We start from the raw sequence: 23,799 nt of genomic DNA on the forward strand, positions 1-23,799 counted from the left end.
CGCCTCACCGTTCGATAAGGATGTAGTTCAGCGGCGCGTCGGGGGCCGCCAGCAATCGTAGCAGCGCCCGCGTCGGGCGCATCCGCAGCGTCAGCACATAGGGAACGATCTCGTCGAGCTCGGCTTCATCCTCGAAGCGCTGCGCGACCATGAAATTGTTCATGCATTGCGCGACCGCGTCGAAGAACGGCGCGCCGATCACCGAATCACGGTCGAGTCCCGCCATCCGGGCCTCGGCTGCGCTGTAGACGACGACGAGGTTTTCCGAGTCCAGCCCGACGACCCCGAACGGCAGGTGATCCACCTGTTCCAGCGGCATCCGCGCAAGCGTATGCAAATCGATTTCATCAAACGCTGTGGACACAGATACTACCCTCACTCGGCTAAGCTTTTCTTCATTACAAACCGAGGGTTAACTTTGCGTGTTCACATGATCGGCGGTCGCTGGCCGGCCTGCGGGATGATCGTACGGGGCTTGCGGATCGCCGCTCCGAGGCACATCTATCGGGAGATGGTTGTTCAGGCGTTCGACGCCGTGTTCCGGTGGTTTCGCCGCATTCCTTTCTGGTCGTCCTGCGCTAGAACATGGGTGAATCGACTGACGATATTGCCCTTCCCCACGTTCTGACAAAGAGACGGCCATCCATGACACGGCGTACCGCGATCGTAATCGGCTCGGGCATCGGGGGCATCGCCTGTGCGATCCGGTTGCAGAGCCTCGGCTTTGATACGCAGATCGTTGAACAGCTCGATGATGTCGGGGGGCGTGCCTACGTCCGCCGCGCCGAGGGGTTCACCTTCGACATGGGACCGACGGTGCTGACTGTGCCGCATTTCATCGAGGAACTGTTCTCGCTCGAACGCGACGTGGCGATGCTCGCCGCGCCCGATTTTCCGCAGGACGTCCTCGACGAGAAGCGAATCACCTCCGGAATCAGCGGTGGCCCCAATACCAGCCGCTATCTCGACATCGTGCCGGTGCTGCCGTTCTACCGGATCTATTTCGACGACGACACCTTCTTCGATTACGACGCCGACCCGGTCAACGTGCGTGCGCAGATCGCGCGGCTCGCGCCCGAGGATCTCGAGGGCTACGAACGCTTCCACGAAGCAGCGCGGAAGATCTTCCAGCGCGGGTTCCTCGAGCTCGGCTACACCTATTTCGGGAGCCTCGGGTCGATGGTCGGGGTGGTCCCCGATTTGCTCAAGCTCGGTGCGATCCAGCCGCTGTTCTCGCTGATCAGCAAGTACTTCAAGAGCGACAAGATGCGGCAGGTGTTCAGCTTCGAACCGCTGCTGATCGGCGGCAATCCGCTCAAGGTCCCCGCGATCTACGCGATGATCCACTTCGTCGAGAAGACCTGGGGCATTCATTACGCGATGGGCGGCACGGGCGCGCTGGTAAAGGCGCTCGTCGTCAAGCTCGAGGAACTGGGTGGGACGGTCCGGCTCAACGCAAAGGTCGAGCGGATCGAGGTCGAGAAGCGCGGCGGAAAGCGGGTCGCGACCGGCGTGACGCTCGCATCGGGCGAGACGCTGGCGGCGGACCTCGTCGTCTCGAACGGCGACTATGCCACCACCTATCTCAAGCTGATCGACAAGGCGCACCGGCGGATCAATCGCGACGCGGTGGTCAAGTTCCGCAAGCAGAGCATGTCGCTGATGGTGATCTACTTCGGCTATGAAAAGCGCGACGGCGACCCCGATGTGCGGCATCACAACATCATCCTCGGGCCGCGCTACGAGGAACTGCTGACCGACATCTTCGAGCGCAAGATCCTCGCCGAGGACTTCTCGCAATATCTGCATGTCCCGACGTTGACCGACCCGAGCCTCGCGCCCCCGGGGCATCATGCCGCCTATACGCTGATCCCCGTGCCGAACACGCTTGGCGATGTCGACTGGGATGCGGTCGGCGACGGGTTTGCCGAGAAGGTGCTGAACTTCCTCGATGACCGGGGCTACATCCCCGGCCTGCGCGAGCGGCTGGTGTATAGCAGCTTCGTCACGCCCGATTATTTCGAGCAGACGCTCGGCGCCTATGCGGGCAACGGCTTCGGCGTCGAGCCACGCCTGACGCAGACCGCGTTCTTCCGCCCGCACAACCGCAGCGAGGATATCGCGAACCTGTATCTCGTCGGTCAGGGAACGCAGCCGGGCGGCGGGACTCCGTCGGTGATGATGTCCGCCAAGATGACCGCGCGCGAGATCGCGCGCGATTATCAGGTCGATCAGCGGATCGTCGCGGGGATGCCGGCGGCCAGCGCAGGCTCAGCCCGCGGGCGCGAGGATCTGGTCGGCGAGTTTTCGGCCGGATAACCAGGCGCTCTCGACGCGCGGTCCGAGCAGCCAATCGCCGACCGCGCCGATCCCGCGGTTTGCATCCCACACCGCACCGTCGTCGCGCGCGCGGACGCGCGCATAGCGCCAGCGGTGGCCGATCCGCACGGTCGCCTCGGGCAACGGTGCTTCGGCTTCGGCGGCAAGCGCGGACAGCATTGAATCCACGACGCCGTCCACCGCTTCCTCGAGATGCGCGCGCGACCAGTCCGGGTTCGCCTGGATCACCCAGGCTTCGGGTCCGTCCCGTCCCGGCTTCGCACTGTTGCGCGCGGCCCAGCCGATGATGCCGCGATCCCGGAGGACGTCCGCGGGAACCGAGATCCGCTCGGCGAACGCGACCATCGCGGTCCAGCACGGTTCGGACGGACAGCCCCGCGCAGCCGCCGCCATCGTCGCGTCATGCGGCTCCAGCAGACCGACCGCCTGTTCCGCCGGGGTTGCCACCACCACCGCATCGAACAGCGCATCGGAGACTGGATCAAGCCGCCACCCCCCATCGCTGCTCGTGATTGCCTCGACGCGGCTGTTCCACGCGACGTCCAGATCCTGCGCGATCGCCTTGACCAGTGCGTTCATGCCGGGCGTGCCGACCCATGCATCCTCCCCCGCAGCGGGCCAGCGGGCCGCAACGCCGTCCGCCGACCAGCGCGCGACGGCTTGGACGAACGCCGGATCGCGCGCCGTGAAATATTGTGCACCGTGGTCGAACGCGATGGTGCCGGGCGCGCTATCGACCCGCCGGGTCGCCATCCGTCCCCCGGGCCCGCGCCCCTTGTCGAACACGGAGACGGTGTGTCCGCCCGTCTGCAGCGCGTGCGCACAAGACAGACCGGCAATCCCGGCACCGACGATCGCGATTCTCATTGGATATACAGTCCTTTTGCATCCCCGGTCGTTCCGGCGGCGTGGGATCGTAACGCCCGGAACCACCGATCGCCGCTTCGGTAACGCTTCGTTCATTGGTGTTAGTAACGCATTCGGTCATGGCAAAACCCGCGCGCCTGCGCCATCGTTACGGTCATGGTTCAATCCGACGGGAGCGGAGGGGTGGTCCAGGGGACGAGCACCGATGGCGATCGCGCGTTGCTGCCGGATCAGGCGGCCCGGACTCGCGCGCCCGCCGCTCTCCGCGAAGCCATGCTGATCGATCCCGAACAGGTCGTGCTCCAGCGGCAGGTCAAGACAGTCGAGGCGGTGATCGCCAATGATCCGTTCGGCGTCTATCTGGTCGATGCCGACCTGGTGCTCCGCATCGTCAGCCGTGGCGCACGCCCGATGTTCGAACCCGTCCATCCCGCGATCGGACGTCCGCTTGCCGAGATCCTCCACGCGATCTGGCCCGGACCGCTAGCCGATGTCGCGATCGCGCAGTTCCGCCGCACTCTGGAAACCGGCGTTTCCTATGAAGCCCCCGCGAGCTGTGATCACCGCGCTGCACGTCAGATGCAGGACTGGCGGATCGACCGCGTCATGCTGCCCGATTCCTCCTATGGCGTCGTCTGCTACTGCCACGATCCGGCCGAGCGCGCGCACTGGATGCGGACCCTGGAAGAGCGCGAGGCGCAACTCCGCGACCTGACCACCGACCTCGAACGGCGCGTGCGCGACCGTACCGCTGCGCTCAACCGCGCCAATATGCGATTGTCGTCCGAGATCGCCCGCCGCGAGGCGATGCAGGCGGCGCAGCTGCAGAGCCAGAAGCTCGAAACCGTCGGCCAGCTGACGTCGGGGATCGCACATGATTTCAACAATATCCTCGGTGCCGTCCTAGGGGGGTTCGCGATCATCGATCATCGCACGGAGGACCCGCGCATCCGTCAGGTGGTCGCCATGGGCCAGCGCGCCGCCGAGCGCGGGGCGACGCTGATCCGTCAGTTGCTGGCCTTCGCCCGGTTGCAGGAGGTGGACCCGCAGCCGGTCGACCTCGCAGCGGCGATTGCCGAGATATCGGATCTGCTCGCGTATGGCGTTCGCCGTACCGTCGCGCTGGTGATCGATTGCGCGCCCGATGCTTGGCCCGCGCTCGTCGATGCGACACAATTGCAGTCCGCGTTGCTCAATCTTGCCCATAATGCGAGCGACGCGATGCGGGGCGGCGGCGAAGTGCGCATCGCGGTGCGCAACTGCCTGGCCGATACACCGCTGCATCCGCCCGAACTGGAGGGCAAGGATGCGGTTCTCGTCAGCGTCGCGGACAATGGCCCCGGCATGGACAGCGAAACGTTGCAGCGCGTGACCGAGCCTTTCTTCACCACCAAGGCGCGCGGCAAGGGCACTGGTCTCGGTCTGGCGATGGTGCAACGCTTCATCCAGCAGGCTGGCGGTGCGCTGCGCATCGAGAGCCACGTCGGGGCGGGCACGACGTTCTCGCTCTATCTGCCGCGCGCGCGCGCGGGTAGTTGCGCACCGAGCGCCCCCCAGGACGACCCGATCGGCGACGCACCACCGGGGGCCGCCTTCGAGACGATCCTGCTCGTCGACGAAGACCGCGACCTGGCCCAGATTCTCAGCGAAGGATTGTCGGATCTCGGCTTTGACGTGCTGGTGGCGAACGATGCGCGCGCCGCGCTCGATCTGCTGCGGACCCGGTCGGTCGATATCGTCGTGACCGACATCGACATGCCCGACATGTCCGGCATCGAACTCGCTGCCGCGATCCGGGCGTCGGGTGTCGGCATTCCGTGCCTGTTCGTTACGGCAGGCAGCGACTGGCAGGCACCGGCGGGGGGGACCGTGCTCCACAAGCCGTTCAGCCCGGCCGGCCTGCAATATGCGATCCGCCGTGTTCTCAACACCGCCAGCCAGCGCGCATCGGACGAGGAACGCCTGGACCGGTTGGCCCAGCGCCTGAAATCGCAATGCACGCAGGCGCTCTTCGAACATTGGCGTGCGATCCGTGGGCAAACCGGCATTCCGCTGTTCGAACGCTTCACGATCGACGCCTGCCATGAACCCCACCGTATCGTGATGGCGACGATCGACCTGTGCAAAAGCCCGATCGAATTCACCTTTACGCATATCGGCTCCACGCTGCGCGATGCGCTTGGCACCCACGTCCTCGGTACCGGCAGCTTCGAAACCCTGCCGCTGAGTGGCAATGACACGCTGACCGCGCGCGAGGCGGCCTATCGACGGTGTGCCATCGCCGGCAAGCCGTCGTACGAATTCGCGCGGATCGATCTGGGCGAAGGCTATCTCGAAACGTTCGAGCGGTTGTTGCTGCCGTTCTCGGGGGACGGGACTATGGTCGACCATGTCGTCGGCGCAGTCGTCCTCGGTCGCGAACCGGTCAGGGCCCTGCCCTGATGCAAACGTTCGACCCGACCGATCCGGGCGTGCCGGACTTCGACACGCCCGCTCTGGCGCGTGCGGTCGAGGCGCTGCCTACCGCCGTCGTGGACGCCTTGCCGTTCGGCGCGATCCGGCTGAACGCCGATGGCACCGTTGCCTTTTACAGCGCGGCGGAACGGCGCCTCTCGGGTTCCGGGTCGCATGACCGCATCGGGCTGGACTTCTTCGGCAAGGTCGCCCCGTGCATGGACAATCCCGATTTCCGCGGTCGGGTGGAACGCGCGAGTGCCGCCGGGACGCTCGACCTCGAATTCACGCATATCGGCGACTTCGAGGATCGGGACCGTGAATTGAATATCCGGGTCCAGCCCGCGAGCACGGGCGGATATTGGATCTTTCTCCGACGCGAATAGCGACAGCGACCAACCGCTTCGTGTCGACGATTTCATGCAACCAGCCCCGACGTCGCCGGTTCGGCATTTATGGGAACATTCGACAGCGCAGTAGCAATCGTGACCGGCGGCGAATCCGGAATCGGCGCCGCATGTGCCAAGGCACTTGGAGAAGGCGGCGCACGCGTCGTCATCACCTATTTCAAGGATGCGGCAGCAGCCGACGCCGTCTGCAAGGCGATTGGCGGGGATACGCGGGCGATCGCGGTGCAGGCCGATGTCGGTGACGAAAGCGCCGTCGACCGGCTGTTCGAGCGTGCCGAACACGCGTTCGGCACGGTGAACCTGCTGGTCAATTCGGCGGGGCTCAACATGCGCGGAACGCTGTTGGTCGACATGCCCCTGACCCAGTTCGACCAAGTTATCCGGTCGGACCTGTACGGTCCCTTCCTGACCTGCCGCCGGATGGTCCGCGCGCTCGAAGCCGCCGACGCCAAGGGCCGGATCGTCAACATTTCGTCGATCCACGAGCGCGCGCCGCGGGCCGGCGGAGCCGATTACGATTCCGCGAAGGGCGGTCTTGCACAGCTGACCGCAACGCTCGCGCTCGAACTCGCGCCCAAGGGCATTGCGGTCAATGGCGTGGCACCGGGCATGATCCTAACGCCGATGAACCAGTCCGCGCTCGATGATCCCAAGGAACGCGCGAGCAAGGAAGCCGCGATCCCGTGGAAACGCGCAGGCCGCCCCGACGAGGTCGCCACACTGGTCACGTTCCTGTTGTCGCCTGCGGCAGATTACATCACCGGCACCACCGTGACGATCGACGGCGCGCTGTCGCTGACCGTGGCGCAAGGCGCATGACGGTCGCCTATGTCGTCGAGCAGCTCGACACGGTCACGCTGTCCGCCGCGTCGCTGGTCGACGGGATGGACCTGATGAGCCCGTTCGTTTGGCGCGAGGGCGACCTGTACCGGATGATGGTCCGCGGCGTCCCCAACCCGTTGGGGCCGCACGATCCGACCGGGATCATCGCGCGCGGCGAAAGCCGGGACGGGCTCGCCTTCACGATGGATCCGGGGCTGGCGATCGTGCCGGGTCCCGGCAGCGAGGATCTCGGCGGTTGCGAGGATCCGACCGTCGTGCTGACCGAGGATCACCGGTATCTGGTCTATTACACCGGGGTCGATGCGGCGCGTGCGCAAGGGTCGCTGATCCTGGCGAGCGGGCAGGATCTGACCCGGCTGGTCAAGCAGGACGTTGCGTTGAAGGCGCCGCCCGGCGAGGGCAACATCAAGGAAGCCACGCTCGCCCAGACCGCAGCGGGCGACTGGCGGCTGTTCTACGAATATGCCGCCAATGGCGCATCGCGAATCGGCATGGCGGGCGGGCCAAGCGAGATCGGACCATGGACCACGCTGCCCGATCCGTTCGCCATTCGCGAGGACAGTTGGGACAACTGGCATCTGTCGACCGGACCGATCTGGGCGGCACCAGGGTGCGACCCCGTGATGTTCTACAATGGCGCGACGCATGACGCGCGCTGGCGGATCGGCTGGATCAGTTTCAGTCCGGATTACACCCGCATCACCGGGCGCGGGCTGGAACCGTTGCTCGTCCCCCCGCCGCCGCTGCGCCGGGACGCGACCGACATCGCCTTTGCCGCCGCCACGGTGGCGGAGGGCGACAGCATCGCGCTCTATTATTCGCTGGAAGACCGGATGCTGCGGCGTGCACTGATCGGACGATACCGCCGGTAGCGCAACGGACGGCCTGCGTGGCCTATGCGCTGCGCTTCTTGGGGGTAGCTTTGGCCTTGGGTTTGGCCTTGGGCTTCGTCACCGGTTTGGCCTTTGGCTTTGGCTTGCTCGCGACCTTGCACGGGAAAGCCCCCTTCAATGCATCCCGGACGATGAACGCGGGCGCGCTGTCCCATGCCTTGCGATGCGTGCGCAGATACTTGCGGGTGGCGGCGATCGCCTCAAGCGTCGAGGCGCTGGTTGCCGAAGGGCAGATCTGGCGCGACATCGACAAGGTGTCGAACGCACCCAGGATATAGCCCGTACAGAAACCGGGGGTCGAATCCGAATCCTCGCCGCGGCACGCGTCCGCAAGCTGCTCGGTTCGCAGCGAGCTGACCACCACCGGTGCCTCGACGGGCGCTGCGATCATCGCGATCAAGGCCAGGATCATACGGTTTCCTTCGACCGGACAAGCATCGGCATCATGGCGCTATTGCGCAGCCGACGCGGCAAGATACGGCAACAGCCGCACGCGCGGAAAGACGGTTTCGAGCGGCTTGGTATCGGGCAGGATATAGACGACGCCGCCCTTCTTCAGGAACAGCGGTCGTACCTGCTTGGTGTAGAAACTGGTGCCGACATTGATGCAGCCGAAGCTGATGCGATTGTCCTCGGGCGACGGCGACAGCAGCCGTTCGACGCGTTGTTCCTTCTTGTGCGTCGTGATCACCGCATGCAGCGCGACCGAATTGGCATAATCGACCCACAGCACGCGCTGTCGCCCGAACGCCATGCCGAACTTGGCGACGAACCGTCCGGCTGGCGTCGTGCGCTCAGCCGGTCCGATGTCTGCCAGATCCTTTGCGCCGACGCCGGGAGTCGAATCATCGCCGATGCCGATCCCGAGCAGGACCGGAGTCTCCCCCAGGAACTCGCCCTTGGCGGAGAAGAGCGACAGCGATGCCGCCTGCTTGTCGATGATCGCGTAAGGGAGCGACCCGTTATCGTGCGCCGATGCGATCCAGGCGACCATGCGCTGTGCGGCTTCCGTCCGTACCGGCTCGACCAGTGGTACCGTGACGACGGGCGGGGCGACGGTCTTGGATTTGGCCTTAGGCTTGGCGGCACTCTTGCGCGCTTGTGCCACGCCGCTCTTCGCGGGCGCGGTGGTTTTGGTGGCAGCGGCGGGAACGATCGCTGCTGCGAGCGGCACCGGCATCAAAGCCAGCGCCAGCCCCGCAGCAGCTATCATTGCCGAGCGATCGGTGAAGGACAGGCTAGTAAACACGAAACCGTTGTTCACCAGTCCTGTCGATCAATGCAAGCGCGTTGCGACAGCGTGATCAGCCGCGCGGGCGACGCTGCTGGCGCTGTGCCTGCTGCTGCATCTGCTGGTCGAGGCCATCGACGCGGCCGTTGATCTGGTCGATGCGCTGGGCATTCTGCTGCGCCTGACCAGCGGCAGCCTGTGCCTGCGTCAGCGCCTGACCCGACGTACCCTCGACCGTGCGGACGCGGCCGTCGATCCCGTCGATGCGCTGGTTGACGGTAGCGATCTCGCGCTGGACGTAACCCTTGGTCGCGCAACCGCTGATCCCAACCGAGCCGACCATGATGATCGCGACAGTAGCAGCTTTGGCAAAATTCGGACGCATACACTCACCTTTTAGCAATGTTTTTGGTTTCGAAAGCCAAGGCGGGCCGGATCGGGTTGGCAATCGCAATTGGTCGAAACGTGTCCGTAATACGACCGAAGGCACGTAAAGATCCGCAGAAAACCGTGGAATTGTCAGTGTTGAACCGGGGGTGAACGACTCCGGTCCCCCGGCTTGCGAGTCAACTTTAGGTCAAGCGTGCCGCCGTTCAGGATGTCGTCTTGCGCGATCAGCGCGGAGTCGAGCCGCTTCCCATTGAGCATTGCACCGCCAATGTAGATCGCGCCCGGTCGATAGCCATGTGCGACGATGCTGAAGGTGCGACCGTTGGGCAGCGTGATGACACTGCGCGGCTGGTGCGGGGCATGCAGGTAGAAGGACGCGCTGCCGAGCTTGGGGAACAGGCCGATCCGGTTGAACACATAATGCGAACTCATCGCGCCATTGTCCTCGTCCCCGGGATAGGCGGTCGCGGTGAAGCGGGTGAACACCCGGTTGGCGTAGAAGCTGGCGAGATCGGGGCGCCCGACCTCGCTGAACAGCCACGGGGTCGAGAAGCTCGGTTCGTTGGTATAATCGATCAGCCCGGCATCGAACGCGTGTTGCAGCCGCCGCACGAACGCTTCGCGCCCGCCCATGATCGCGACCATCCCCGGAATGTCGTGGACCGGGGCGTAGGAGTAGATCCAGCCGGTGCCTTCGTAGAACCCGAAATTGTCGTGCTTCTTGCCATTCCAGCCGCGCTTGGGATCGTTCGGCTGGAACGTGCCGTCGGCAAAACGCGGTCCCACGAAGCCGCTATAGCCGTCGCTGGTCGCACTCGCGTCCCACACGTTGCGCCAGTTGGCGGAGCGTTTGCGTAGCGCCGCCGCCTCGTCCGTCCGCCCCGCGCCCGCCGCGACAACGCTGGCGTAATAATCGTTGAGCGCCATCCCGACGGTCGCCGACCCGGACCGCGCGCGTTGCGGCTCGCCCTCCGGGCTGCGGTCCCCGACCGCGAAGAACCCGTCGACCAGATAGCGCGGACGCCGCCGTTCGTGCGCGTTGAACAGCACGACATCCGCCGCCTTGCGCCAGTCGACCCCCGGCACACCGCGCAGGAATCCCTCGCCGATCACATTGTCGACTTCGTCACCCGCCTGGCCGACGTGGAAATTGCGCCCCGCGATGAACGCCGTGTCGGCCGCGCCGAACCGCTCCCAGCTATGGATGAACGACCCGATCACCCCCGCATATTCCGCCGGTCGGATCAGCGACATCAGCGGGTAGAGCGTGTGATACGTATCCCACAGCGTATAGTGGTCGTCGTAGAGCGGGGTCTTGCGATCGGCCTCGGGCTGATCCTGCGTCCGGTCGCGCGGCTGGATCGCGCTGTGATAAAGCGCGGTATAGAAGCGACGCTTGTCCGCTTCGGGAACACCGGCGATCGTCACCTTCGACAGCACCCCATCCCAGGCGCGCGCCGCCGCCAATCGCACCGCTGCGACATCCCACCCCGGCACGTCCTGATCGAGCAGCGCCTCGGCGCGCTCGGCGCTGGTGAAGGACACCGCGATCTTCATTGTGACGGGCTTCCGCCCCTGGTCGCCGAAGGTCCACCACGCGCGCAGCGGGCGGTCCGCCGTCACCTGTGCCGTGGTCGCGCCATCCTGGCGCACCCCGGCGGATTCGATCCCCCAGGCTGTCGGCACGGCGTCGACCTTGGCGACGAACCAGATGTCCACCTTGGCCGGCGACCAATAGCCCTTCGACCGGACGCGACCGACGATCTTTCCCTCGCGCGGAATCAGCGTGACCTCGGCCCCGTCGCTGCCGAGCGCGCCCTTGATCTTGCGCGTGACGTCGAACAGCAGATGCGCGTCGCCGGTTTTCGGGAAGGTGAAGCGGTATAAAGCGGCGTGGTGCGCAGGCGCGATCTCGATATCGGTCGCATAACGGTCGAGCCGGACCGAATAACCAGCCGCCCCTGCCCGTTCGTTGCTCTTGGGCGAAAGATGGTCCGCCTCGGCCATCGCCAGCACCCCCGTCTGCGGCGAGACGAGGAAAGTGCCATAGCTGGTCGTGCCGCCCGACCCCTGGGTGTGCAGTTGCGCGAAGCCACTGAGGGGGGCGTCCCGGTCGTAGCCTGCGTTGCTGGTGTTGGTGCTGATCGTCTCAGGGCTCGGATGGATCGACCCTGCGGGCAGCGTCGGTCCGGGGATCGTGTCGCCTTGATCGTCATTGCCCGTGCCGACCATCGGATCGACCAGGCCGTTCAGCGCGCGATCCTGCGCCACGGCGGGGCAAACCGCCGCCAACACCATCGCCAGGGCGATCGTCGGGCGTGCGAACCTCGGTTCACCATTCTTCTCAGTGTTCCTGCGAAAGCAGGAACCCAGAGCCAAGCAAAACAACGCCATAGGATTTGTCGAACTCCTGGGCTCCCGCAGGAGCACGACTGAAGATTTGAGCGAGCCTCGCACCCGACGGTTCAGGCGCGCGCAGGCGTCGCGCGCGCGGTCGCGGTCAGCACCAGTTCCGCCGCGAGCAACGCACCGTCCTGATCCTGCGCGACCGACGTGCGTTCGACCAGATCGGTGACGAACTGCGGACCGAACGGCAACGGCACCTTGGAGCAATCGAGATAGCGCGCCCCCTTGCGGTCCGCGATGAACAAATGGTTGCCCCCCGGTCGCCCGGCAATGTCGACGTATTTGCGCAGCTCGATATAGCCCTCGGTCCCGAGGATGAAGAGCCGCCCGTCGCCCCAGGTCGGCAACCCGTCGGGGGTGAACCAGTCGACCCGCACATACCCCGCGCCACCATCGCCGTTCAGCATCATGTCGCCGAAATCCTGGAATTGCGGATGGTCGGGGTTGTTGAAATTGCCGGTCTGCGACGCGACGACATGCGCGCGCTTGCTCCCCGTCAGATAGACGAACTGGTCGGCCTGATGACTCCCCACGTCGGTAAGGATCCCGCCGTTGCGCGCCGGGTCCCAGAACCAGTCGGGCCGGCTCGGTTTGGACAGGCGGTGCGGCGCGAGGTTGACCGTCTGGATCACCTTGCCGATCGCGCCGTCATGGACCATCTGCCCCGCCATCACTGCTGCTGGGACCTCCAGCCGTTCGGAATACATGATTCCGAACTTGCGCCCCGTCTCCTTGATCGTGCGGCGGACCTCGGCAAGTTGCTCGAGCGTCGTCATCGCCGCCTTGTCGCTCAGATAGTCCTTCCCCGCGCGCATCACGCGCACTCCGAGCGGCGCGCGCAGGCTGGGGACGGCAGCACTGCACACCAGCTTGATCGCGCGGTCGTCGAGAATCTCCTGTTCGGAGCGCGCAAGCTTGATGTCGCCATAGCGCTTGCGGAACGCCGCGATCTGCATGGGGTCGGTCGAGAGGAAGGCGGTCAGCACGCCGCCGCCCCGGATCACCGCGTCGGTGATGCCATAGATGTGGTTATGGTCGAGCCCGATCACCGCGAACGGAACCCGGTATTTCGCCTCGGGTGCGGGACGCGCGGGGGCCGCCTCGGTCGCCGCATCCCCGCGCGTCGCGGATTGCGCAAAGGCATCGCCGGCAAACCCGGCGGCAAGTCCCGCGGTGAGCCCCAGCCCGAGCAGTGCGCGTCGATCGGTATCGGTCACGGTCCTATTCCCTTCAGATGGTGACGAGTGAGGTCGGCCAGGTCAGCGCCTCGCCCCGGTCCATGGCCTGTTCGCCGAGCAGCGACGCAACACTCGCGGCATAAGCCTGCGCCAGCAGGCCGGGGAGCGGCGTGTTGGCGCGCACCGCTTCGCCGAACCCTTCGAACTGGAGCATCGTCTCGTCATATTCGCCCCAGCCGAGCGATTCGCCCGGTGTCGTGACCGGCAGCTCGGGGAACCAGGTCGCGCCGCCGATCGGCACCGCGCGCTTTTTGCCGCGCGCCACGTCCTTCTGCATCCGCTGCAAGGCCAGCACCTTGGGCGGCACCTCCTGGAAGATCCGGCCAAGTTCGGGTTCGATCGTGCCCTTGCTCCCCTGGATCTGCTCCTCGCAGCCATAACGCGCATTGTTGAGCAGCGAGGTGTAGATCAGTTTTCGCCCGCCGGCATATTCGTAAATCAGCGCGACATGGTCATAGACCTCGCGCCCGTCCTTCCAGAAGCAGATGCTTCCCGATCCCATCACGCGCGTCGGCACCGCATCGAAGAACCAGTTGCCGACCTGCAATTGATGCGTCGCGAGTTCGGTCATCAATCCCGCCGAACTGTCGCGGTACAGCCGCCAGTTGATCTGGCGGTCGCTCACCCCGGCCGGGACCGGGCGACGCCAGCTGTTGTTGCGGTGCCAGCTCGCGCGGATCTGCGTCAGCGATCCGATCTCGCCCGCCTTGGCGCGGCGTAAGGCGTTGAGATAGGTCGGGTGGAACATCCGCTGATGCCCGATCTGGAGGATCTTGCGGCTGTCCTGCGAACGCTTCACCATCGCGCTGCAATCCGGGATCGTCCGCGCCATCGCCTTTTCGCACCACACGTGCAGCCCGGCATCGAACCCGTCGAACACATGCTTCGCGTGCAGGTTGAGCGGGGTCGCGATGACCAGCGCGTCGAGCCCACCCTTCTCCAGCATCGCGCGGTGATCCGCGTACACCGGCGTGTTCGCACCGACATAGGGGCGTGCCTTGGTCAGATGCGGTTCGTAATTGTCGCAGATCGCGGCGACCATGCAGTTGCGCGTCTTGTTGATGTTCTGGATGAGCGTGCGCCCGCGATCGCCCGTTCCGATCACGCCGATCCGGACTCGGTCCGATGTCGCCGCCGCAGTGCCCGCCGCGATCGCGGCCCAGGGAGCTGCCGCCGTCATCCCCGCCCCCGCTGCCGCCATCAGCACGCGATCGAGGAACGAACGGCGGGAAAGATCGAAGTCCGTATCGGTCATTGCAAAGCCATTCTTGCAGAGGAAACGCGGCGCGCCACGCCGGGGGTAAGATCGAACACGAACCGGTTTTCCGAGTCGCCGCCCAGAAGACGATCCGCGCGCGCGGGATCGGCCACCAGCAACGCGGTGCTCATCGCTTCGGCCAGCGCGCCCGTCCGCGCGACCGCAACCGCGCAGCGCGGTGCGGTGATCACCGCCCGATCGTCGGGCCGCAGCATCGCGGCGCGGTCGGGCGCCGCCGTCCCCGCCCCGACCGTCGCGGAGATCGACAGCGACTGGTCGATCAGCTCGACCTGGACGAGGCTATCGTCGGGATCGGACGGATTCGGCACCGCGAACGGCCACCCCCCGCCAAGCGGATGCTCCCCAATCACCGCGATCGAACTTTCCCCCGCCGAAAGACATGCCGACACGATCCCCGCCGCGCGCAGGACTTCACCGGCCCGGTCAAGCGCAAAGCCCTTGCCGAACCCGCCGAAATCGAACGCCACGGGGGTCGTGGCAGACAGCCGTGCCGCCGCGCGATCGAAGGTGACTCCGCGCCAGCCCGTCGCGGCAAACCGGCGATCCGCGGCAGGATCGAACAGGCCGAGCGTCGCTTCATGCACCGCATCGATCGCGACGAGCGCATCGAACAGCACCGGATCGTCGACCGGCGCGTCCTGTCCGGCGAGCAGTCGCTCATTGAGCGCGGTCGTCGCCGACGGTCGGTGGATCGTCAGCGCATCGTCCACCGCCTCGATCGCGCGCCGCGCCGCGACGAGCGCATCGTCCGCCCCTGCCGCACCGAAGCGGTGGAGTTCGATCCGCGTCCCCATTGCCATGAAGCGTTCGACGTCCGTGGGGATCGACACTGTCATTGACACGGGCGTCAGCCCTTGACCTCCCAGCCCGGTTCATAGGCGACCGACCACAGCTTCATCGCCTCGGCCCCCTTGGGCTTGCCGGTCGACGGGTCGATCGTCAGCGCGCTGCCGGTGCGATAGGCGATATTGCCGAGGTGGCAGAGCGTCGTGCTGATATGCCCCTCGGCGATCGGCGAGGCGAGCGCACTCGCGCGGCCGCGGATCACATCGACCAGATTGCCCGCATGATAGACGTCGAGCACGCCCTCGCCGACCGTGCCGGTGGTTTCCGACGTCGCCTTCGCCATCACTTGCCGGATCGACTTGCCCGCCAGGTCGTACAGCTCGAACCCGTTGCGATCGACTACCGCCGACCCCTTGGTCCCCAGCAACAGCACGCCGCGGCCCCGCCCATAGGTCAGCATCGCGTTGCAGCTCTGCCCGTTCCAGCGGATCACGCGATCCTTGTCATAAGCGAGCTCCAGCGCGAGCGAATCGTACATTTCCCAATCGTCGCCCGCGTGGAACCGCTTCGCCCCCTGCACCGCCACGCGCGTCGGATAGGCAAGCCCCATCAGCCAGCGCGCTACGTCGAGCTCGTGCATCGCATTGTTGCAGAGTTCGCCCGTTCCGTATTTCCAGAACCAGTGCCAGTTGTACGGCACCAGATTGGACCGATAATCCCCACGCGGGCGCGGTCCCTGCCACAGGTCCCAGTTGAGATGCGCGGGCGGCGCAACCGTCTGCCCGGTGCCGATCGACTTGCGGTTGTTCGCATACCAGGTCTGCGCCTCATACACGTCGCCAAGCTCGCCCGCCTGCACCAGTGCGCGCAGTTGCTGTGTCTCGGGGCTGGAGCGTTGCTGGTTGCCGACCTGGAGCTTCCGCCCGGTTCGCTTCTGCGCAGCGATCATCGCCTCGCCCTCGGCAGGCGCGATCCCGATCGGTTTCTCGCAATAGACGTGGTGCCCGGAATTCATCGCGTCGATCGTAAGCTTGGCGTGCCAATGGTCCGGCGTCGCGACGGTCACGATATCGACCGCCTTGCTGTCGAGCAGCCGGCGATAGTCGCCCTCGAGCTTGGGCGCGGCATGGCCTTTTGCGGTAAATTCCGCCGCACGTTTGGCTAAAACCTGTGAGTCAACGTCTACGAAATGCGTAATTTCGACGTTGGGCAGCTTGGAAAAGGCGCTCATATGCGCCTGACCGCGCGAATTCACACCGACCACCGCGACGCGCAAGCGGTCGTTCGCGCCCTTGATCTGCGCGTAACTCCGCGCACTCATCGCGACGCCGAGCGCGGCGCCTGCCCCCGTCAACATCGTACGGCGGTCCAGCATGGTCTTGTCCCCCATCAGAGTTCGCGCAGCTTGATCGACCGGAAGTCGACGCGATTCCCGTGATCCTGCAACAGGATAGGACCCTGGTCAGCTTCCCCGAAATTCGCATATTTGGCATATTTGCTTTGCGCGACCAGCGCGCGGAAGGCTGGCGAGCCGCGGTCATACTCGACCATCTTGAAGCCGTTGAGCCAATGCTCGACATGCTTGCCCCGCACCACCAGCACCGCACGGTTCCATTCGCCCGGCGGATTGACTCGCTTCCCCGGGCTCGCCGGATCGGACAAGTTCCGCGCCGCGATCATGTCGTACAGCGATCCCACGGTGCGGTTGCCGTCGCGCCCCATCTTGGCGTCGGGATGGTTCGCATCGTCAAGTAACTGATATTCCAGACCAACCGCCGGACCGCCTTTCGCCAGCGCCGGGTCGATCAGATATTTGATCCCGCTGTTCGCGCCTTGGGTCAGCCGGAAATCGACCGACAGTTCGAAATCGCGATACGGCCGCGTGGTGACGATGTCGCCGCCGCCCGTTCCCTGAACGCTCAGCATGCCATCGGCGACGGACCAACCCTTGGGGAAAGCGGGTGCCGCGAAGCTGCGCCACCCCGCGGTGGTCCGGCCATCCCACAGCAGCTTCCACCCGGCGCGGCGCTCGCCCTCGGACAGTTGGTTCGATTGCCACCCCTGTTGCGCGATCGTCGTGGCGGGCAGCGCGTAACGCGCTGGATTATCGGTGATCATCCGCACGCTCTTGAAGCGCACTTCCGGGTGCTGCATGGCGTCGGCATCGGGGATGGCATGAACCTGGAACGCGATGAACCCGCGCGCATCCACATCGTCAACCACGTCCGCTGCGGGCACGCCGTTGATCCACGTCCGCAGCCGGTTGCCGATCGCCTCGACCCGGTAGTGGTTCCAGTCACCCGACCGGAAAGTTTCGCGCGCCGCTTCGTTGCGGCCGAGCGTGTAGAGCCATTGCCGCCGCTGCTCGTCATAAAGCCCGCCGCTCCACCGCCGCGGCGAGGGATCGATCTCGGCTTGATAGCCGAACACGACGCCCTTGCGATATTCAGGGCGGCTCTGCCCGCGGATCATCACGCCCGAATTGAGTTTGGGATCGGTCTTTGCGTCGAACTCGATGATGAAGTCGCCGTAACTTGTGTCGGACACCAGCCAGCTGTTGGTGGCCCCGGGCATCGCGCGCCCGACGAGTTCGCCCTTGTCGATCGCATAGTCCGCCTTGCCGCCGGTCACATGCCAGCCGGCGAGTCCCTCACGCGGGGTGACGTCGCGCCATGGGGCGCTGGCTTGACGGGTTTGCGCGGAGAGGGTCGCCTGCGACAGCGCCTGAACGGACGTCAGCATCAGCGGGACAGCCGCCAACGCCAGACATGTGAGCGGTCGAGTCATTGCGGCTCCCCCTGTTGTTCTTCCGCTTGTGCGGATTGGGAAATCGAACCGTTGGATTCGATCTTTCGCGCCGCTCGGCTTTTGCCTCGCCTTTACGGCCTCTCCTGTTGACTTCCCTAATTTGTGGCCCGACCACATGCAATAGGATTGTAAGACATTTCGTTGCTGAAACTACGGATTGGCGCGACGGGCCTTGACGACAGGTGTTCCGACGCGAAGGAACGAAGCGATGGGCGCGTGGACGATCCGGCGCCGATTGGCCGACAAGCGAGGACGTTGATGACCATGGCTGAAGGCGGCGGAAAATTGTACCGCAGGATCGTGCAGGCGATCCTCGGCGATATCGTCAGCGGCAAGTTTCCAGTGGGCTCCCGTCTCCCGGCAGAGCGGGATCTGACCGACCGCTTTCAGGTCAGTCGCCCGACCATCCGCGAGGCGATGATCGCGCTCGAGATGAAGGGCCTGGTCGAAGCGCGCAAGGGATCGGGCGTGTTCGTGCTCGCGTCCTCGACGCTCGACGAGGACAAGGAACTCGACATCGGCGCGTTCGAGATTACCGAGGCGCGCCGCCTGCTGGAAGGCGAAGTCGCCGCCGTCGCCGCGACGGAAATCGACGAAGCACAGCTCGAGGAATTGCGGACACTGCTGGCGCAGATGGCGCAGGAGGATACCGCCACCGCTGAAGCTGCCGACCGCCGCTTTCACATCGCGATCGCCGAGGCGACGGGCAATGCGGTGATCATTTCCGCGGTCACCGACTTTTGGGACATGCGCTTCCGCTCGCCGCTCGCGCGCGAAGTGTTGCTCAAGGCGGGCAGCCTCGGCACCGAGAACCGCATGGCGGAGCACGGCCGCATCCTCAGCGCGCTCGAGGCCCGCTCGCCAGTCGACGCGCGCAACGCAATGCGCGACCACCTCGCGCGGCTGATTGATCATCTGCTCGACGTGACCGAAACCGAAGCGGTCGAACGTGCCCGCGCCGAAACCAACCAGCGCCGCCGCGCGCTGGCCAGACGGTCGGTCTGACCGCCAGGGATCTCAAACCCTAAAACCTCCCCTCCGTGTAAGGGAGGGGGCCGGGGGTGGGTCGGTTTGGGGAGAGGGTAGCGTCCGCCGCGAGCCATCCACCCCTCTGCCCCTCCCTTCCACGGAGGGCAGGAAGTAGCGGCACCTCACACACGAACCTCCCTGACCAAACATAACATCATTGTCATACTGAAACGGCAATGATACCCAACGCTCCAGCCAACCGATCAAACCAGGTGGCAGGTCAGGGCCTGAGCAGCGGCCATTCCGTATGCGCAGGCATAAAGGGAGAGGGATATGCGCTGCAAAAGCATCGATAAGCCGCGTCTGCTTATCACGACGAGCGTCATCGGCTTGTTGATGGCGACGCCCGCCTTCGGGCAACAAGCCGTCAACCCGGTCCCCGCCCCACCCAGTGACCAGACCATCGACCAAGATCGAAACGATCCTTCGCAGGCCGCCCCCGGCACCACCGTCGACAGTCCGGCAACCGACGATATCGTCGTCACCGGCTTCCGCGCCTCGCTCAACAACGCGCTCAACCTGAAACGCCGCGAAACCGCCTCGGTCGACAGCATCGTCGCCGAGGACATCGGCAAGTTCCCCGATTCCAACCTGGCCGAGTCGATGCAGCGCATCCCCGGTGTCGCGCTCTCGCGCGGCGATGGCGGCGAAGGGCGCAACATCTCGGTCCGGGGTCTCGGCGCGCAATTCACCCGCGTCCGCATCAACGGCATGGAGGGCGTGTCGCAGGTCAGCGGCAGCGACATCCGCGGCGGCGTCGCCACCGGGCGCTCGTTCGACTTCGTCACCTTCCCGACCGAGATTTTCTCGGCGCTGTCGGTTCGCAAGACCACGTCGGCGGATGTCGAGGAAGGCTCACTCGGCGCGACGGTCGATCTGCGCGCGCCCAAGCCGTTCGACCAGAAGAAGGACTTCGTCGTCTCCGCGACTGCGCGCGGGATCTACAACGACATCAGCAAACAGGCCGATCCGCGTCTGTCTGCGCTGGTGTCGAAGAAGTTCTTCGGCGGCACCTTCGGCGTGCTCGGCAGCGTCGCCTATGCGAAGCGCCATATCGACGAATACGCTTATTCCGCGGTCGATATCCTGCCATCCTATGTCGCGGGCCTCGCGCAGACCGTGCCGACCGCGCCCGGCGCGACCACGACGAGCAGCGTGCTGTTCCCCTACTGCACGCCCGTCGGCTACACCTACAACGGCGTTGCGGTGAACAGCCCGGGCGCGAATTACGCCAACAGCGGCAACAATGTCGGCGCCAACGCCGCCAATTGCAGCGTCGGCAACCCGCGCACCAGCACCAAGGAAGCCTATGATTACATCATGAGCCGCAAGGGCGTCTCGGGCCGTCCCGGCGGCGGCGTGTTCCTGCCGCGCCTGCCGCGCCCGGCGAAATCGAGCCAGGTGCAGGAACGCATCGCAGGGTCGCTGACGCTGCAATGGAAGCCGGACGACCGCACCGACATCTCGCTCGACGGCTTGTATGCGCGGTTCAAGGTGAATCGCCTCGACACCTATCTCGACGCGCGCTCGATGGGTCGCACCGCCTCGAACAACGGGCAGCCGATGATGTCGGTCCGCGAGATCGAGGTCGATGATCTCGGCTCGCTGGTGCATGGCACCTGGGATGGTGTCGATCTGCGTTCTGAAATGCAGAACGAGAAGTTCACCTCGACCTTCCGTCAGGTCAATCTCAACCTGGATCACCGCTTCACCGACAATTTCCGCGTCTACGGGCTCGCGGGCATTTCGGATTCGATCCTGCAATCCAATCGCCTGCAAGTCGCGATGGACTCCAACGATACCGACAATTTCTCGATCGACTTCCGCGACAGTCCCAACCTGCCCAAGCTTGGCTATGGCGTCGACCCGGCGGATGCGTCGATCTTCTCCTACGGTCCGCCGCTCCCCGACGGGAACCAGCGCGGGCAGATCTCCTATTTCGATCGTCGCAACACGATCATCAGCAAGACCTTCGAGCTCAATACCGAATGGGAGGCGGCCCCTGGCTTCACGCTGCAGGTGGGCGGCCAATATCGTACCGGCGACTATACCCAGCGTCAGCTCAACCTGACCCCGGCGTACAGCCTGCCGCGCGCACTGCCCGCCAACGTCTCGCTGCGCGACCTGACCTTCACCACCACCGGGGTAGCCAAGAACCTCGGCGGCAACATGCAGGATTTCGCGGCGGTCGACCCCGACAAGTTCCGCGCTGCGGTCAATTTCGACAGCTTCCCCTTGTGCGGGGTCGAGTGTGGCAGCCTGTATGGCAAGGTCAACGAACGCTATAGCTCGGGCTATCTGATGGTGAAGTTCAACACCGAAGACCGGCTCCCGATCGCGATCCGCGGCGATGCCGGCGTCCGCTACATCTACACCGATCTCCATACCGAGGGTGTCATCCCGACCGCCGCACCGGCCGGATCGGTCTATCCCACGCTCGGCCTGATCTCGAAGGTCGATCGCGAATACCAGGACTGGCTGCCGTCCGCGAACATCGCGTTCGACATCACCGGCAATCTGATAGGTCGCCTCTCCGCCGCGCGCGTCATGTCGCGCCCGGCCTACGGCCAGCTGATCCCGAGCGGCACGGTCAACGTCGCGATCCGTACCGGATCGTTCAGCAACCCGTTCCTCGACCCGATCCGCGCCAACACGTTCGACGCTGCGCTCGAATGGTATTTCGCGCCGGGCTCGCTGATCTCGGTCGCCTATTTCCACAAGAGCATCGAAACCTACATCCAGAACACCACGCAATTGCTGCCGTTCCGCGATCTGGGGCTGCCGGATTCACTGCTGGTCAACAGCAACGCGACGCCGGACGAACTGTTCAACGTTTCGCGCAGCACCAACACCCCCGGCGGGCCGCTCCGCGGGTTTGAGGCGAACGTGCAATTGCCGCTGCGCTTCCTGCCGGGGCCACTGCGCAATCTCGGCGTGCTCGCCAATTTCACGCGGGTGCGCTCGAACATCAATTACATCCTGCAGAGCGTCAACGGCATTGCAACGCTGACGCGCACCGCACCGCTCGTCGGCCTGTCACCAGAAACCGCAAGCGGCACGCTCTATTACGAGGACAAGAAGTTCAGCATCCGCTCGACCGTCAATTACCGCTCGGGCTACCTCACCAGCATCCCCGGCCCGCAGGACAGCGACGCGGTCGGTGCGAAGAAGACGATCTTCGTCGATGCCTCGGCCTCGTACAATCTTAGCGATCACATCAAACTGATCGCCGAGGTGTCGAACATCACCAACGAGCAAAACAATCTCTACACCGACAGCATACGCCAGGACCCGCTCTACACGTCGACGTTCGGCCGCACCTACGCACTTGCCGTCAACTTCCAATTCTGAGCGTGGCTGGGCATGCGGCGTGCCCTGCGCCGCATGCCAATCCGGGGGTTGCCCGCGATTGCGTCCAAACAACGGAAACTACGCGGGATCATCGCCATCTCACAGAAGTGTATTACCAATTCATTGGTTCTGGCCTATCAAATTTGCGACTGCTACAGACTGTAGATCCGCAGTGGACGCGTTGTCCCATGCCGCTGCGGGGGGAGGCTACTGACGGTGTTGATGACTGAGACGATGCGCTGGTTCGGACCCTCCGATCCTGTAACCTTGCGCGACATTCGACAGGCGGGTGCCAGCGGCATCGTGACCGCGCTGCACGAAATCCCCAACGGCGCGGTCTGGCCGCGTGACGCCATCCTCGCACGCAAGCAGATGATCGAGGACGCAGGTCTCGTCTGGTCGGTGGTCGAGAGCCTTCCCGTCCATGACGGTCTCAAGACGCACGGCGCGGACTGGGACGGGCTGATCGCGCGTTATCGGACAAGCCTCGTCAATCTCGCGGCGTGCGGGATCCAGGTCGTCACCTACAATTTCATGCCGCTGCTCGACTGGACGCGGACCGACCTTGCCTGGGCGATGCCCGACGGCGCGCTGGCGTTGCGGTTCGAATTCGAGGCCGCCGCGGTGTTCGATCTCCACATCCTGCGTCGTCCCGGGGCTGAGGCGGACTATACGCCGGACATGCGCGATCGTGCCGCACGCCGGTTCGAGGGCATGACCGAGGACGAGCGTCGCGTGCTCGACCGCACGATCATCGCTGGGCTGCCGGGAAGCGAGGAAACCTTCACGGCCGAACGGTTCCTCGAGGCACTCGGCCAATATGACGGGGTCGATGCCGATGCACTCCGCGCCAATCATGTCGCTTTCCTTCAGGCGGTCTGCCCGCTTGCGGACGAGCTCGGCATCCGGCTGGTCGTCCATCCCGACGATCCGCCCTTTGCGCTGTTCGGCCTTCCCCGCGTCGTCAGCACCGAGGACGATCTCGTCCGGCTGTTCGACCAGGTTCCCAACCGCTCCAACGGCTTGTGCTTCTGCGCAGGGTCGTTCGGCGTGCGCGCGGATAACGATCTTCCGGGGATGATCGACCGGCTGGGGGAGCGGATCGGGTTCCTTCATCTGCGCTCGGTCCAGCGCGAACCCGATGATTCCTTCCACGAAGCCGCGCATCTGGCGGGCAGCGCGGAGATGGTGTCGCTCGTCGCGGCAGTCCATGCGGTGCAGACCCGCGAAGGACGCTCGATCCCGATGCGACCCGACCACGGGCACCAGATGCTCGACGATCTGACCAAGCAGACCTTGCCGGGATATTCGCTGCTCGGGCGGATGCGCGGCCTCGCGGAATTGCGCGGGGTCGAACGCGGGATCGCTTATGCGCACCAGCAGGCGCGCAACGAGGGGGACGCCTGACCCTGCCGAGCCGAACCAACGCCGGACATTTCGATACACGATAAACAGAACAAGACCGCAGGGAGAG

The 23,799-nt window shown here is 65.1% G+C and carries 19 protein-coding genes; 8 read left to right on the forward strand and 11 right to left on the reverse strand.

Annotated features, from left to right (window positions below; all coding sequences use genetic code 11):
* Nucleotides 1–4 precede the first annotated feature (4 nt).
* Complete coding sequence (locus tag ABIC17_RS14570) at nucleotides 5–364, reverse strand: PAS domain-containing protein (protein ID WP_354282928.1); 360 nt, start codon at nucleotides 362–364, stop codon at nucleotides 5–7.
* Between the two features lie 281 nt (nucleotides 365–645).
* Here ABIC17_RS14570 and crtI point away from each other — a divergent pair, with 281 nt between their 5' ends.
* On the forward strand, nucleotides 646–2,319 hold the full coding sequence (gene crtI, locus ABIC17_RS14575; protein ID WP_354282929.1) for a phytoene desaturase family protein: 1,674 nt from the start codon (nucleotides 646–648) through the stop codon (nucleotides 2,317–2,319).
* Here the strand turns inward: crtI and ABIC17_RS14580 are convergent.
* Nucleotides 2,272–3,207: an NAD(P)/FAD-dependent oxidoreductase gene (locus tag ABIC17_RS14580; RefSeq protein ID WP_354282930.1), complete on the reverse strand. Its 936-nt coding sequence runs from the start codon at nucleotides 3,205–3,207 to the stop codon at nucleotides 2,272–2,274. The genes crtI and ABIC17_RS14580 overlap by 48 nt on opposite strands.
* A 156-nt stretch (nucleotides 3,208–3,363) precedes the next feature.
* On the opposite strand from ABIC17_RS14580, the gene ABIC17_RS14585 reads away from it, so the two are divergent.
* From ABIC17_RS14585 to ABIC17_RS14600, 4 genes are all read left to right on the forward strand, one after another.
* Complete coding sequence (locus ABIC17_RS14585) at nucleotides 3,364–5,649, forward strand: ATP-binding protein (protein WP_354282932.1); 2,286 nt, start codon at nucleotides 3,364–3,366, stop codon at nucleotides 5,647–5,649.
* Nucleotides 5,649–6,047, forward strand: a complete 399-nt coding sequence (locus ABIC17_RS14590; protein WP_354282934.1) for a PAS domain-containing protein — start codon at nucleotides 5,649–5,651, stop codon at nucleotides 6,045–6,047. The genes ABIC17_RS14585 and ABIC17_RS14590 overlap by 1 nt, the downstream gene beginning before the upstream one ends.
* 69 nt (nucleotides 6,048–6,116) lie before the next feature.
* Nucleotides 6,117–6,890: an SDR family NAD(P)-dependent oxidoreductase gene (locus ABIC17_RS14595; RefSeq protein ID WP_354282936.1), complete on the forward strand. Its 774-nt coding sequence runs from the start codon at nucleotides 6,117–6,119 to the stop codon at nucleotides 6,888–6,890.
* On the forward strand, nucleotides 6,887–7,786 hold the full coding sequence (locus ABIC17_RS14600) for a glycoside hydrolase family protein (RefSeq protein ID WP_354282938.1): 900 nt from the start codon (nucleotides 6,887–6,889) through the stop codon (nucleotides 7,784–7,786). The genes ABIC17_RS14595 and ABIC17_RS14600 overlap by 4 nt, the downstream gene beginning before the upstream one ends.
* Before the next feature lie 22 nt (nucleotides 7,787–7,808).
* Here the strand turns inward: ABIC17_RS14600 and ABIC17_RS14605 are convergent, their stop codons facing one another.
* The 9 genes from ABIC17_RS14605 to ABIC17_RS14645 all read right to left on the reverse strand — a co-directional run bounded on the left by ABIC17_RS14605 (nucleotide 7,809) and on the right by ABIC17_RS14645 (nucleotide 17,924).
* Entirely contained in the window at nucleotides 7,809–8,219 is a 411-nt protein-coding gene (locus tag ABIC17_RS14605) for a Rap1a/Tai family immunity protein (RefSeq protein ID WP_354282940.1), read from the reverse strand.
* A 39-nt stretch (nucleotides 8,220–8,258) separates the two neighbouring features.
* Complete coding sequence (locus ABIC17_RS14610) at nucleotides 8,259–9,020, reverse strand: hypothetical protein (protein WP_502958479.1); 762 nt, start codon at nucleotides 9,018–9,020, stop codon at nucleotides 8,259–8,261.
* A gap of 91 nt (nucleotides 9,021–9,111) precedes the next feature.
* Nucleotides 9,112–9,423 carry a hypothetical protein gene (locus ABIC17_RS14615; protein ID WP_354282944.1) on the reverse strand — a complete coding sequence of 104 codons (312 nt, stop codon included), beginning with the start codon at nucleotides 9,421–9,423 and terminating at the stop codon, nucleotides 9,112–9,114.
* A gap of 134 nt (nucleotides 9,424–9,557) precedes the next feature.
* Nucleotides 9,558–11,726, reverse strand: coding sequence for a GH92 family glycosyl hydrolase (locus ABIC17_RS14620; protein ID WP_502958471.1), 2,169 nt, complete (start codon nucleotides 11,724–11,726; stop codon nucleotides 9,558–9,560).
* A 167-nt stretch (nucleotides 11,727–11,893) separates the two neighbouring features.
* Nucleotides 11,894–13,051 (reverse strand): Gfo/Idh/MocA family protein, encoded by a 1,158-nt coding sequence (locus ABIC17_RS14625; protein WP_354282947.1) that lies wholly within the window; start codon nucleotides 13,049–13,051, stop codon nucleotides 11,894–11,896.
* A 13-nt stretch (nucleotides 13,052–13,064) separates the two neighbouring features.
* On the reverse strand, nucleotides 13,065–14,327 hold the full coding sequence (locus ABIC17_RS14630; protein WP_354282949.1) for a Gfo/Idh/MocA family protein: 1,263 nt from the start codon (nucleotides 14,325–14,327) through the stop codon (nucleotides 13,065–13,067).
* On the reverse strand, nucleotides 14,324–15,151 hold the full coding sequence (locus ABIC17_RS14635) for an FAD:protein FMN transferase (RefSeq protein WP_354282950.1): 828 nt from the start codon (nucleotides 15,149–15,151) through the stop codon (nucleotides 14,324–14,326). Before ABIC17_RS14635 ends, ABIC17_RS14630 begins: the two co-directional genes overlap by 4 nt.
* A 47-nt stretch (nucleotides 15,152–15,198) precedes the next feature.
* A complete protein-coding gene (locus tag ABIC17_RS14640; protein ID WP_354282951.1) occupies nucleotides 15,199–16,512 on the reverse strand; it encodes a Gfo/Idh/MocA family protein in 1,314 nt (437 codons plus the stop codon).
* A gap of 14 nt (nucleotides 16,513–16,526) precedes the next feature.
* Entirely contained in the window at nucleotides 16,527–17,924 is a 1,398-nt protein-coding gene (locus ABIC17_RS14645; protein ID WP_354282953.1) for a 3-keto-disaccharide hydrolase, read from the reverse strand.
* 279 nt (nucleotides 17,925–18,203) lie between these two features.
* Between ABIC17_RS14645 and ABIC17_RS14650 the strand changes: the two genes are divergently transcribed.
* The 3 genes from ABIC17_RS14650 (at nucleotide 18,204) to uxuA (ending at nucleotide 23,732) form a co-directional block, all read left to right on the forward strand.
* Nucleotides 18,204–18,950 (forward strand): FadR/GntR family transcriptional regulator, encoded by a 747-nt coding sequence (locus ABIC17_RS14650; RefSeq protein ID WP_354282955.1) that lies wholly within the window; start codon nucleotides 18,204–18,206, stop codon nucleotides 18,948–18,950.
* Nucleotides 18,951–19,247: 297 nt separating this feature from the next.
* Entirely contained in the window at nucleotides 19,248–22,325 is a 3,078-nt protein-coding gene (locus ABIC17_RS14655) for a TonB-dependent receptor (protein WP_354282957.1), read from the forward strand.
* 222 nt (nucleotides 22,326–22,547) lie between these two features.
* Entirely contained in the window at nucleotides 22,548–23,732 is a 1,185-nt protein-coding gene (gene uxuA, locus ABIC17_RS14660) for a mannonate dehydratase (protein WP_354282959.1), read from the forward strand.
* Nucleotides 23,733–23,799: the final 67 nt, after the last annotated feature.

The organism is Sphingomonas sp. PvP056 (genome assembly GCF_040549155.1).
Classification (GTDB): Bacteria; Pseudomonadota; Alphaproteobacteria; order Sphingomonadales; family Sphingomonadaceae; genus Sphingomonas.